This window comes from Pseudomonas sp. Z18(2022) (genome assembly GCF_036346535.1).
In the GTDB taxonomy this organism is placed as follows: Bacteria; Pseudomonadota; Gammaproteobacteria; order Pseudomonadales; family Pseudomonadaceae; genus Aquipseudomonas; species Aquipseudomonas yamanorum_A.
The window spans coordinates 1,099,325-1,111,417 of sequence record NZ_JAOTOA010000001.1 but is presented as its reverse complement, the minus strand read 5'-3'; the positions used below and the strand labels follow the sequence as shown (position 1 = coordinate 1,111,417).

Genomic DNA, 12,093 nt, shown 5'->3' with positions numbered 1-12,093 from the left:
GGAGATCCAGGCATGACCCCATCCCGTTCCTTGCTGCGTGGTCGCGGCAGTCATGACAGCGGCAAGGTTGGCATGGTCGAGCTGTTTTTCGACCTGGTGTTCGTGTTCGCCGTGACCCAGTTGTCCCATTCGCTGCTTGCGCACTTGTCCATCGGCGGCGCGGTGCAGGTGGCGCTGATGATGGTGGCGGTGTGGTGGGTGTGGATCTTCACCTCGTGGGTCACCAACTGGCTCGACCCGGAAAAAATCCCGATCCGCATCGGCCTGTTCGGCTTGATGGTGGCGGGCCTGCTGTTGTCTTCGTCGATTCCCAAGGCGTTTACCGACCGTGGCCTGTTGTTCGCCGGCGCCTACGTATTCATGCAGGCCGGGCGCACTCTGTTTGCGTTGTGGGCGGTGCGTGGCGAGTCGCTGAACATGACCCGCAATTTCCAGCGGATCCTGGCGTGGATGCTGTTTTCCGGGGTGTTCTGGATCACCGGCGCGCTGCTTGAGGGCGAGCAGCGTTTGGCCTTCTGGGCCCTGGCGCTGTTGATCGAGCTGATTTCGCCGTCGGTGTATTTCTGGGTGCCGGGGCTTGGGGGCTCGACGCTTTCGGACTGGAATGTGGAAGGCAACCACATGGCTGAGCGCTGCGGCCTGTTTGTGATCATTGCTCTCGGTGAGTCGTTGCTGGTGACCGGCGCCACCTTCGCCGAATTGCCCTGGAGCGGGGAAGGCCTGGCGGCGTTCCTGGTGGCGGTGGTGGGCAGCATTGCCCTGTGGTGGATCTATTTCGACAGCGGCGCCGAGCGCGCCCACCACCGCATCGCCAGCTCCGCCGACCCGGGACGCCAGGCGCGGATCGCCTACACCTACCTGCATGTGTTGATCGTGGCCGGGATCATTGTCAGTGCGGTGGCCGATGAACTGGTGCTGGTGCACCCGGGGCACGCCAGCCAGGCGGGCGTGGTGGCGATCATCGCCGGCCCGTGGTTGTTCCTGCTGGGCAGTGCGTTGTTCAAGTGGGTGATGAGCGACCGGCCATTGCCACCGCTCTCGCACCTGGGCGGGTTGTTGCTGTTACTGGTGTTGTTGCCGCTGGGCTTGCAGCAGATGTTTTCGGCGCTGGTGCTGGGCGCACTGACGTCGGCCGTGTTGGTGGTGGTGGCCATTTGGGAAAATCGTGCGTTGCGCAGCGTGACCGAAGTTTCACATTGAAAGCGGTCTGATTCTGCGCGGCACCGTGCTATATGTATGACTCTTTTCCTACAACAACTCGGAGCCTTTCATGCCGCACCTGCATCTGGAATACACCGCCAACCTCACAGAGCTGGCCGTTGAGAAAACCCTGTTGCGGCTCAACAACGTGCTGATGGCGTCCGGGCAGTTCGGTTCCGAGTTCGATATCAAAAGTCGGGCGCAGAAGGTCGAGACGTTCCAGGTCGGCACTTCCTTGAGCCCGCGGGCGTTTATCGCGGTGAAACTGTCATTGCTCAGCGGGCGATCGCCGCAGGTCAAGAAGCAGTTGTCGGAGAGCCTGTTGGCGGCGCTGCAGGATTTGGGCGACTGGCCTGCGGACTTGCAGGTGCAGCTCAGTGTGTTGCTGGTGGACATGGATCGCGAGTCCTACAGCAAAGTCACCATCGGCTGACGGGCAATACTCTGTGGTGAGGGAGCTTGCTCCCTCACCACAGGGGGTTATAGCAACCCCTGATCCGCACACACCTTCACCACCTGCTCCCTGAACCACGTGTTGGCGCTGTCCTGCTCGCTGTGTTCATTCCATTGCATATCCAGGGTAAACCCCGGCAACCCGTTCGGCGCATCGCAATGGCCGAACAGCGTTTGGTCCGCCAGCAGCTTCTGCACCCGACGGGGCAGGGTGACGATAAAGTCGGTGCCGGTGATCATCTTCAGCGCCGCACTGTAGCTGTTGGCCCGGGCGATCACCTGGCGCTTGCGGGACTGGCGCGCCAGCCAGCCGTCGATCATGTTGGTGTCCGAACTCCAGGGCGTGGGGAACACGTGGCGCCGCTCGACGAAGGATTGCAGGCTGAACGCCGGCTCCCGGGGGGCCGAGTGTTTGTCGAAGACGCACACCAGGTCATCTTCCAGCAGCATCTGGGTCTTGAAGTCCTTGTGGGCCCGATGAAAATGCGGGCCGAAGCAGATCACCAGGTCCAGGCGACCGTCGCGCAAGGCGTCGGCCGGAATGTCGGTTTCCAGCTTGTGCACATTGACGATCACCGGCAGGTCGGCGTGGTCGAAGGTTTTCAGCAGCCGCGGCAGGATCAACTGTTCGAAATATTCAGGGGCGCAGACGTTGAAGGCCACGGCCTTCTGGGTGGGGTCGAAAGCCTGGCTGCCGGCGTGGCACAGGTTGATGCTCTCGAGGATTTTCTGCACATGGCCGTACATGCTCGTGGCTTTGTACGTAGGACGCATGCCCGCCCGGGTGTTGATAAACAGCTCATCTTCGAAGCTGGTGCGCAGCTTCTTCAGGCTGTAGCTCACGGTGGACTGGCTGACGAACAGGGTTTCAGAGACCTCGGTGACGCTGCTTTGATCGTAAACAGCGACAAACACCATCAGGTCCTGCATATCGAGCTTTCTAAGCAAGTTGCTGTTTAGCATCCATTCCGTCCGCAAATCGTTTGTACCGAGCTCGGTACAAGACAATACAAAATGTTAACGGAACGTTCGTGCCAATAGAAAGCTCTGTCGGACCTTTCTCTGTTTGAGGTGGGACAAATAATGTTTACAACACGACCTCAGCGAATATGCCGCGCGTAATGCCGTGGGTCGAAGCGCAGTACGATCAGCAGCATCACCACCACGACCGCCGTCAGTGACCACCAGGCCCATTCGAAGCTGCCCAGTTGGTCGCGGATCATCCCGGCGATCAGCGGCGACAAACCGGCGATCAGGTAGCCGATGCCCTGCACAAAGGCCGTCAGGCCGCCGGCGCGGCGGGGGTTGTCCAGGTGGTCGAGGGACAGGATCAGGCTCATCGGAAACAACCCGCCAATCCCCAGGCCCAGCAGGCATGGCCACAGCAGGCTCAGGTGTTGCGGGCTCAGGATCAGGCCGCAGAAGCCGGCGATGATCAGCACCAGCAGCACCGCGACCACGCCGCGCTTGTCCTGGCGACGGTTGGCGATGGCCGGGGTGACCAGGCCGGAGACCACTTCCATGGCGGTCAAAAAGCCCAGCAACAGGCCGGCATTCTGTTCGCTCCAGCCCAGTTCCACGTAGTACGGCGCGAGCCAGGCCAGCACACAGGTGTAGGACGCCGTGCCGAGGCCGAAAAACAGCGCCAGCAACCACGCCCGGCGATTGCCGAAGAACGACTCCTGCGGGCCGGTACCGGCTTGGGGCAGAGGCGGCAACACCGAGCGTTGGGCGTACCAGAACACCTGCGCCAATACGGCCAGCCCCGCCCAGACTGCCAGGCCGATGCGCCAACTGCCGGTGTGCACCTGGACAAACGGCGAGAACGAAGCGGCGAGGGCCGCGCCGCCCATGATCGCGGTGACGTACAGGCCCATGAACAGGGAAACGTTGTCGCTGAAGCGCGACTTGATCAACGCGGGCATCAACGCCTGGATCATCGCGATCCCGATGCCGGCGGCGATGGCGCTGAGGATCAGCTCAGCCGCCGAGTCGAGAAACAAGCGTGACACGGTGGCCAGGCCGATCACCACCAGCGACAGCACAATGCTGCGATGCTCGCCGAAGCGCTTGGCCGCACCCATGCCAAAAAACATCGCCAGGCCCATGGCCATGACCGGCAACATGGTCAGCAGGGAGGCGGTGCTGAAACTCAACGGCACATCAGCGCGAATTGACGACAACAACGGACCGACGGCGGCCATCGACGGGCGCAGGTTGAGGGCGACCAGCACCACGCTGATCATCAGCCAAACGGCGGTGGCGGGTTTTGCGCGGACGTTTTCCATGGGCGGGCCTTAAGCTGACAAGGGCAGTATTAGGCCGGGCGTGGGGGAGGGGGGCAAATGAGAAAGTCGTTGGGGCTATTGAAAAAATGCGGGCGGGGTTGTTGTGGCGAGGGAGCTTGCTGTGGAGAGGGAGCTTGCTGTGGCGAGGGAGCTTGCTCCCGCTGGGCTGCGTAGCGGCCCCAAGAATTTTGGGAGCGCTTCGCACTCCAGCGGGAGCAAGCTCCCTCGCCACAAAAGCTCCCTCGCCACAGGGACTGTATTGTCTGATGGTTTCAGACCGCCCGAATCACATGCTTGATCTCCTGAAACGCCTGCAACCCCCACGGCCCCAGTTCCCGGCCAATGCTGCTCTGCTTGTAACCCCCCCACGCCGTCTGTGGGAAGATCACCTGCGGCGCGTTGATCCACACCAGGCCCACCTGCAACGCATTGGCCACCCGTTCAGCCGCTTCCAGGTCGCTGCTCAGCACACTGGCCACCAGGCCGAACTCGCTGTCATTGGCCAGCGCCACCGCCTCGGCTTCATTGGCAAAACTGCGCACACACAGCACCGGGCCGAAGATTTCTTCGTTCCACAACGCGCTGTCCAGCGGCACTTCGGTAAACACCGTCGGGCGAATGAAGTAACCGTGAGGCAAGTCCGCCGGGCGTGCGCCGCCACACAGCAATTTCGCACCGGCTTGCACGCCACGTTCGATATGCCCCAGCACCCGCTGGTACTGCGCACGGTTGACCAGCGCGCCCATTTCGACGTCGTCGGCAAACGGGTCCGCCACGTGAATACTCTCGGCCCTGGCCTGCAAACGGGTCAGGAACTCGTCCGCCAACTCGTCCGCCACCAACACCCGGCTGGTGGCGGAACACATCTGCCCGGCGTTGAAGAAACCACCGCCACAGGCCAGCTCCACGGCCAGGTCGAGGTCGGCGTCCGCCAGCACCAACAAGGAAGATTTGCCGCCCAACTCCAGGCTCACGCCCTTGACCGTTTCGGCGGCGCGCTGCATCACCTGCACACCCACGGCATTGCTGCCGGTGAAGGAGATTTTTGCTACTCGCGGGTCCGCCGCCAGTGGCGCGCCCACCGCCAGGCCCGTGCCGCAGACCACGTTGAACACGCCGGCAGGCAACCCCTCCGAGGCGATGATCCTGGCCAGTTCCAGTTCCGCCAGCGGCGTGACTTCCGAAGGCTTGAGCACCACGCAGCAGCCGGCAGCCAGCGCCGGGGCGAGCTTCCAGGCGGTGGTCACCATCGGGAAATTCCACGGCACGATCAGGCCCACCACGCCGCACGGTTCACGGCGTACACGGGCGCTGAAATCCTCAGTGGGCAGTGCCACCGAACGATCCTGGGTGGCGTCCATGTCGTCGGCCAAACCGGCGTAATAGGTGAAGGTGGCGATCACGTCATCCACATCAATCCCGGCCTCGAACAGCGGCTTGCCGTTGTTGCTCGATTGCAGGTGCATCAGGTGTTCGCGATGGGTGCTGACGCCCTCGGCGATTTTGCGCAGCAGTGCGGCGCGATCATGGCCGGTGCTTTTGGACCAGCCCGGGAAGGCCGCGCTGGCGGCACCTACGGCCTCGGTCACTGCTCCGGCATCACCCACATTCACCTGGGCCAACGTGGCCTCGGTCGCCGGGTTGATCACGTCCAGCACGTCATGGCCCGCACGCCACACGCCATTGATGTACAGCCCGTTCACTACCGTGCTCATACCGCCACCTCCTTCATCCAAAGCCCCTGGTCGATTTCAATCAGCGTCGGCCCCTGGCGATCAGTGGCAGCACGCAATGCGCTGCGCAATTCTTCGACACCCTGGATGCGCTGTGCGGCCGCGCCAAGGGCCTTGGCCACGCCGATAAAGTCCGGGGTGTAGATGTCGACGCCCACCGGCTCGATGGCGCGGTTGACCATGTATTTCTTGATCTCTTCATAGCCCTGGTTATTCCACAGCAGCACGATCACCGGGGTGCGTGCTTCCACGGCGCTGGCCAGTTCCGGCAGGGTGAATTGCAGGCCGCCGTCGCCGATCAGGCACACCACCGGCGCACCGTTGCCACGCCCCAGCCATGCGCCGATGGCCGCCGGCAAGGCGTAGCCGAGGGTGCCGTAGCCGGTGGAGGAGTTGAACCAGCGGCGCGGCTGGTCGAGGTTCAGGGTCAGGTTGCCGGTGTACACCGGTTGGGTGGAGTCGCCCACCAGTACGGCGTCGGGCAGCTCTTCCAGTATGGTGTTGAGGAACAGGGTTTGCGCACGGGTGGCGGCGTCCCAGGTCGGTTCCAGTTCGCTCCACAGGCGGGCGACGCGGTGGGTGCCCCAGCCGCTGTCGCGGGCGGCCAAGGGCGTGTTGCCCAGTTCGGCGAGCAATGCCTGGGCAGCGATTTGCGCGTCAGCCACCAGCGCGACTTGCGGTGGGTAATTGCGTACGGTCTGGTCGGAATCGATGTCGATGCGCAGCAGGGCACCGGGAATTTCGAAGCCGCCGGCGAAGGTCACGTCGTAGTCGGTCTCTGCCAACTCGGTGCCGATCGCCAGCACTACGTCGGCCTCGGCCACCAGGGAGCGGGTGGCGACCAGGGTTTGGGTCGAGCCGATCAGCAGCGGATGGTGGGAGGCCAGCATGCCCTTGGCGTTGATGGTCAGGGCGACCGGGGCACCGAGGGTTTCGGCCAATTGCGTCAGCTCGGGCGCGGCGTCGATGGCACCGCCACCGGCGAGAATCAGCGGGCGTTTGGCGGCCGCCAGCAACCGGCTCATCTGCTTGACCGCCGACGGCGCAGCACCGGCGCGGGACACGCTGACCGGCTCGCTGCCGAGCAACGCATCGGCGTTTTCCACCAGCACATCCAGCGGGATCTCGATGTGTACCGGGCGCGGTCGCCCGGCCTGGAACAGTGCAAACGCCCGGGCCAGCACACCGGGCAACTCGGCCGCCGACATCAAGGTGTGGGAGAACGCCGCCACGCCCGCGATCATCGCGCCCTGGTTCGGCAACTCGTGGAGCTTGCCGCGCCCGCCGCCCAGCTGGCTGCGGGACTGCACGCTGGAAATCACCAGCATCGGGATCGAGTCGGCGTAGGCCTGGCCCATGGCGGTGGTGATATTGGTCATGCCGGGGCCGGTGATGATGAAACACACACCGGGTTTGCCGCTGGTGCGCGCATAGCCGTCGGCCATGAAGCCGGCGCCCTGTTCGTGGCGCGGGGTGACATGGCGGATGCTGGAGCGCGCCAGGCCCCGATAGAGTTCCACGGTGTGCACGCCGGGGATACCGAACACTTGGTCCACGCCGTAGCCTTCCAGCAGGTTGACCAATACTTCGCCGCAGGTCGCCATTGTCGTCGCTCTTATTGTTGATAAAGGCCGGTATTGGAACGGCTGGCCCGTAGCGGCAACAATCGATAAAAAGTCATACTAGCCATGTCCTCACGTCATGGCTGCGCCCTTATGAAACGCCTACCGCCGTTGCCCGCCTTGCACACCTTTTGGGTCACGGCCCAGTGCTGCAACTTCACCCGTGCCGCCGAGCAATTGCACATCACCCAGGGCGCGGTGAGCCGGCAGATTGCCGGGCTGGAAAGTCACCTGGGTTATGCGCTGTTCCAGCGCCAGGCCCGGGGTTTGAGCCTGACGGAGGAGGGCCGCGAATGGTCGCTGCGGGTGCAGCAGGTATTTGGTTTGATCGGTGAGGCGGTGGAGCAGATCGGCACCCGCCGCGAAACCTTGCAGCTCAAGGCCTCCACCTGCGTGATGCGCTGGCTGTTGCCACGGCTGATGCAGTGGCAGCAGGAACGCCCGGACGTGCCGGTGGAACTCACGACTACCGTGGCCTACACCGTTGATTTTCGCCGTGAGCAGTTCGATGCAGCGGTGATCTATGCACCGATTGCCGAGCAGTCGTGCGAGGCACGGCACCTGTTTGATGAGCGCCTGACGCCGGTGTGCGCACTGGCGTTGCTCGGTGGTTTGCACACGCCAGCGGATTTGCAGCAACAGGTGCTGTTGCACCCCACGCGGGATGAACGGGATTGGGCGTTGTGGTTGAAGGCGGCGGATACGCGTTTGAGCAATCTGGCTCAGGGGCATCATTTTGAAACGCTGGACCTGGCGATGACGGTGGCGTCCCAGGGGTCCGGCGTGGCGATTGGCGACAGCGCGCTGATTGGCGAAGATCTCAAGGCGGGGCGGCTGGCGACGCCGTTTGAACTGCGGGTGCCGACGGGGATGGGTTATTACCTGGTGTACCCGCCGGGGACGGAGCCCTCGGCGGGGTTGGAAGCGCTGATGAATTGGTTGGTCAGCCAAGCGCAACAGCCGCCACAATGAAGATCAAAATGTGGGAGCTGGCTTGCCTGCGATGGCGGTGCATCAGCCAGCATCTGTATTGCTGAACCTCCGCTATCGCAGGCAAGCCAGCTCCCACACGGGTTCTGCAGTGTGTTTTAGTATCCGACCGTAAACCGCTGGCGCGAATGCTTCGGTGTTTCCACTTCATCAATCAGCGCAATTGCAAAGTCGGCAAAGCTGATCCAGCTGCGGCCTTCCTCGCTCACCAGCAACTCATCCTGGCCCAGGCGGAATTTGCCGGTGCGGGCGGTTTCGGTGAATTCCGCCGAGGGCGAAAGGAAGGTCCAGTCCAGGTCTTTTTCCTGGCGCAGGGTGTCGAGGAACACGCTGCCGGCGCTGGCTTCGGTTTTGTATTCCTCGGGGAAGCCGGGGCTGTCGATCACCCGGCTACCGCCCGACAACAGCAGCGAACCGGCACCACCCACGACCAGCAGGCGTTTCACACCGGCCTTTTTCACCGGATTGATCACCGCGTCTGCCGGCAGCGTGGCGAAGTGCGCCGCACTGATCACCACGTCGTTGCCGCGAATGGCCTGTTCCAGCGCCTCGGCATCCAGCGCGTCCACTTGCTTGGCGGTGACGCCGGGGCGTACGCCGATCTTGTCGGTATTGCGGGCGATGGCGGTCACGGTATGCCCGCGGCGCAAGGCTTCTTCCAGCAGTTGGCTACCGGCACGACCGGTGGCACCAATGATTGCGATCTTGCTCATGACGTTCTCCAGTACGGTTAAGGGTTGAATCAACTCACCACTGCATTTCGCCCTTGGCGACTTTGGCGCCCAGTTCCAGGGTGCTTGCGTCGCCCAGGGTCGGGTAACGTTTTTTCATTGCGCTGATCAGCGCGGCAGAGTCCTTGGCCTTGGCGGTTTCTTCGTCAAACGCCTTGATGTAGTCGGCGGTGAACGCCACGGATGTGAGCGACGGCGTGCCCAGGTAGTGGCCCGGAATCACGGTGCGCGGTTTCAGATCCTGAATACGTTGTAGCGTTGCCAGCCAATCGGTGTGGGATTTGGCGGTCTGGGTATCGGCCATCCACACATGAATGTTCTCGGAGACGACCACACCACCCACCACCGCCTTGATCGACGGGATCCACACAAAGGTGCGGTCCGGTTGCGCGCCGTCGAGACCGATCACTTCCAACTGCTTGCCTTCGAGGGTCAGGCTGTGGCCCTCAAGCACTTGGGGGATGACGGCTTTGGCAGGTTTGTCGGCCCCCAGTTTCGGGCCCCAGAACGCCAGTTTGTGCTCAACGGTGGCCTTGATATGGTCCACCACCGGCTGCGGTGCCACGACCTTGGCCTGGGGGAAGGCGGCGGTCAGGGTGTCGAGGCCGAAGTAGTAGTCCGGGTCGCCGTGGCTGATGTAGATGGTGGTCAGGCGCTTGCCGCTGGCGCGGATTTTCTGCACCAGTTGTTCGGCCTGGGTGTTGCCGAACTGGGCGTCCACCAGGATCGCGTCCTTGTCGCCGCTGACCAGTACCGAAGTGACCGGCATCATCGCGGTTTCGCCCGGGTTGTAGGCGTCCAGGGTCAAGTCGGCAGCCGCGGCGTGGGCGGTAAAGGCCAGGGTAGCGGCGGCCAGGGCCACGCGCTTGAGCGGGGAGAATCCAAACATGTGCAGCTCCAGTCATCGCTAAGGTGTGGACAGAGCTTAGTTGCACCAAACGCTACAAAAAATGCGATGCTGGGACATAGTTTGTTTCTGAAAGCGGGCAAATCATGGATCGTCTTCAAGCAATGCGCGTGTTCGTGGCTGTGGTGGACCTGGGCAGCCAGTCAGCGGCGGCCGACCACCTGGACCTGTCGCGGCCGGTGGTGTCGCGCTATCTGGCAGAGCTGGAGGACTGGGTCGGCGCGCGGCTGATGCACCGCACCACCCGCAAGCTCAGCCTGACCGCCGCCGGCAGCGAAACCTTGCCCCGTTGCCGGCAGATGCTGGAATTGTGCAGCGACATGCAGGCCGCCGTCAGCGAGCCCGACGAAGCGCCCCGCGGCCTGCTGCGCCTGAGTGTCAGCACCTCGTTTGGCCAGGCCCAGTTGGCCGATGCCATCGCCGAATACGTCAAGCGCTACCCGTTGGTCAGTATCGACATGCAGATGCTCGACCGCACGGTGAACCTGGTGGATGAACGCATCGACCTGGCGATCCGCACCAGCTATGAACTGGACCCGAACCTGATCGCCCGCCGGCTCACGCTGTGCCGTTCGGTGATCTGTGCATCGCCCGCCTATCTGCACGAGCACCCGCAACCCCGGCGCGTGCAGGACCTGGCCCGGCACAACTGCCTGACCCATTCCTACTTCGGCAAAAGCCTGTGGCATTTCGTGGAAAACGGCGAGCCGGTGTCGGTGCCGGTGCAGGGCAATATCAGCGCCAACGAGGCGAGTACCTTGTTGCGGGTGACGCTGGCGGGGGCGGGGGTGTCGCGGCTGCCGAGTTATCAGGCCGGCGACTACATCCGCAGTGGCGAGCTGATCCGCCTGCTGCCCGAGGCCGAGCCGCAGCAGATGAACATCTATGCGGTGTACGCCTCGCGCAAGCACATGCCGGCGGCGCTGCGCAGCCTGCTGGATTTCCTGGTGCTGAGGTTTCCGGAAGAGCCCGAATGGGACGTCGGTCTCTGAGCCGACATAAACAGATTGAATGGCGCCCGATAATGGCGACATGCCCACGCTGACCTATGCTTATACAAGCACCTTCTTGATCCGATCAGAGGTCAGCATCATGTCGATCAAAACAAGAAAGTACCTGATGATTTTCACCCTGTGCGCCGCCGCTACAGCGCTCTATGGCACTGCCGCCTACCGCGTTGAACAGGCCCGCATGCAGCCGAGCTACGCCGCCAGCTGCAATCACGGCCAATGCGTTGGCCACATGGCCGCCTTCAGCTCGTTGCGCTAACGTCCTGATCGGCTTTCAACTGCTCCCGAAACGCTTTCGGGGAAAACCCGACGCGCCGGCGAAACAGCCGCGAGAAGTTGGTCGGGTCGGAAAACCCCAACACTTCCGACATCTCGTTGATGGTCATGCTGGTGTAAGTCAGCAGGCGCTTGGCTTCCAGCAATTGGCGGTCGTGCATGATCTGCAAGGCGGGCTGCCCGCCCAATTCCCGACATGTCCCGTTCAGGTGTGAGACCGAGATACCGAGCTTGTGGGCCAGGTCTTCGATTTTCGGGTGTTCGCGGTAATGCTGCTCCACCAACTGGGTGAACCGGCGGAAGTATTCGCGGCCTCGCGGCGCGCGCGGATGACGACGCTGGGTCGCCTGGCGGCTGATCCACACCAGCAGCACGCTGACCAGCGCGTGCATCATCATGTCCCGTGCCGGTTGGTCGCTGGCGTACTCCTCCTGCAACCGGGCGAACAAACTGTTGAGGTAGTCACTGTCCTTGCCGGCGGGGTAGCTGCCCAGGGCGTTCAGGCCATCCAGCGCCGCGCCCAGTTGTTCCTGCAAATGCGCCATCAGCGGCGCGGCCAGGGTGACCACAAATCCTTCGACGTCTTCGGAAAACCGAAAGCCATGTACGCATAACGGCGGCAGCACCTGCAGCGTCGATTCGCTGAGGGTACTGCGCTGGCCTTCGATCTCCAGTTGCGCCTGGCCCTTGTGCACGTACAGCAACTGGCACAAGTCCGCATGCCGGTGGGGCTGGATTTCCCACTGGTACTCACGGCTGCGCCGGGAGATGGTTTCACAGTGCAACAAATCCGGGGTCGGCCATTGCTGGCTCTCTCCGTAGAGTTTGAACACTGGAATCGCGGCACTGGCAGTTTTGGTCATGGCTTCATCCGATACTTCGG

12 protein-coding genes are annotated in these 12,093 nt (G+C 62.9%); 5 read left to right on the top strand and 7 right to left on the bottom strand.

Translation table 11 applies throughout. The annotated features are described in order from the left end of the window. Nucleotides 1-12: 12 nt before the first annotated feature. Both V3W39_RS05070 and V3W39_RS05065 read left to right on the top strand, forming a co-directional pair. A complete protein-coding gene (locus V3W39_RS05070) occupies nucleotides 13-1,200 on the top strand; it encodes a low temperature requirement protein A (protein ID WP_177044990.1) in 1,188 nt (395 codons plus the stop codon). Between the two features lie 70 nt (nucleotides 1,201-1,270). Beyond that, the gene (locus V3W39_RS05065; protein ID WP_177044988.1) at nucleotides 1,271-1,633 is read left to right on the top strand and encodes a 5-carboxymethyl-2-hydroxymuconate Delta-isomerase; all 363 of its coding nucleotides are present in this window, start codon (nucleotides 1,271-1,273) and stop codon (nucleotides 1,631-1,633) included. Between the two features lie 47 nt (nucleotides 1,634-1,680). Here V3W39_RS05065 and V3W39_RS05060 read toward each other — a convergent pair whose 3' ends face one another. From V3W39_RS05060 to V3W39_RS05045, 4 genes are all read right to left on the bottom strand, one after another. Beyond that, a complete protein-coding gene (locus V3W39_RS05060) occupies nucleotides 1,681-2,616 on the bottom strand; it encodes a LysR family transcriptional regulator (RefSeq protein WP_177044986.1) in 936 nt (311 codons plus the stop codon). A gap of 137 nt (nucleotides 2,617-2,753) precedes the next feature. After that, the gene (locus tag V3W39_RS05055) at nucleotides 2,754-3,941 is read right to left on the bottom strand and encodes a cyanate transporter (RefSeq protein WP_330212290.1); all 1,188 of its coding nucleotides are present in this window, start codon (nucleotides 3,939-3,941) and stop codon (nucleotides 2,754-2,756) included. A gap of 272 nt (nucleotides 3,942-4,213) precedes the next feature. Further along, a complete protein-coding gene (locus V3W39_RS05050; protein ID WP_330212289.1) occupies nucleotides 4,214-5,656 on the bottom strand; it encodes an aldehyde dehydrogenase family protein in 1,443 nt (480 codons plus the stop codon). After that, a complete protein-coding gene (locus V3W39_RS05045; RefSeq protein ID WP_330212288.1) occupies nucleotides 5,653-7,278 on the bottom strand; it encodes a 5-guanidino-2-oxopentanoate decarboxylase in 1,626 nt (541 codons plus the stop codon). The genes V3W39_RS05050 and V3W39_RS05045 overlap by 4 nt, the downstream gene beginning before the upstream one ends. Nucleotides 7,279-7,389: 111 nt before the next feature. Here V3W39_RS05045 and V3W39_RS05040 point away from each other — a divergent pair, with 111 nt between their 5' ends. Further along, nucleotides 7,390-8,268 carry a LysR substrate-binding domain-containing protein gene (locus V3W39_RS05040; RefSeq protein ID WP_330212287.1) on the top strand — a complete coding sequence of 293 codons (879 nt, stop codon included), beginning with the start codon at nucleotides 7,390-7,392 and terminating at the stop codon, nucleotides 8,266-8,268. Between the two features lie 116 nt (nucleotides 8,269-8,384). Here the strand turns inward: V3W39_RS05040 and V3W39_RS05035 are convergent, their stop codons facing one another. Together V3W39_RS05035 and V3W39_RS05030 are read right to left on the bottom strand one after the other, a co-directional pair. After that, nucleotides 8,385-8,999: an NAD(P)-dependent oxidoreductase gene (locus V3W39_RS05035; RefSeq protein ID WP_177044976.1), complete on the bottom strand. Its 615-nt coding sequence runs from the start codon at nucleotides 8,997-8,999 to the stop codon at nucleotides 8,385-8,387. A 34-nt stretch (nucleotides 9,000-9,033) separates the two neighbouring features. Continuing rightward, on the bottom strand, nucleotides 9,034-9,906 hold the full coding sequence (locus V3W39_RS05030) for an MBL fold metallo-hydrolase (protein WP_177044974.1): 873 nt from the start codon (nucleotides 9,904-9,906) through the stop codon (nucleotides 9,034-9,036). A 104-nt stretch (nucleotides 9,907-10,010) separates the two neighbouring features. Between V3W39_RS05030 and V3W39_RS05025 the strand changes: the two genes are divergently transcribed. Then, on the top strand, nucleotides 10,011-10,916 hold the full coding sequence (locus tag V3W39_RS05025; protein ID WP_177044972.1) for a LysR family transcriptional regulator: 906 nt from the start codon (nucleotides 10,011-10,013) through the stop codon (nucleotides 10,914-10,916). Nucleotides 10,917-11,016: 100 nt separating this feature from the next. Continuing rightward, complete coding sequence (locus tag V3W39_RS05020) at nucleotides 11,017-11,193, top strand: hypothetical protein (protein ID WP_177044971.1); 177 nt, start codon at nucleotides 11,017-11,019, stop codon at nucleotides 11,191-11,193. Here the strand turns inward: V3W39_RS05020 and V3W39_RS05015 are convergent. Next, on the bottom strand, nucleotides 11,177-12,073 hold the full coding sequence (locus V3W39_RS05015; RefSeq protein WP_177133806.1) for a helix-turn-helix domain-containing protein: 897 nt from the start codon (nucleotides 12,071-12,073) through the stop codon (nucleotides 11,177-11,179). The genes V3W39_RS05020 and V3W39_RS05015 overlap by 17 nt on opposite strands. Nucleotides 12,074-12,093 lie beyond the last annotated feature (20 nt).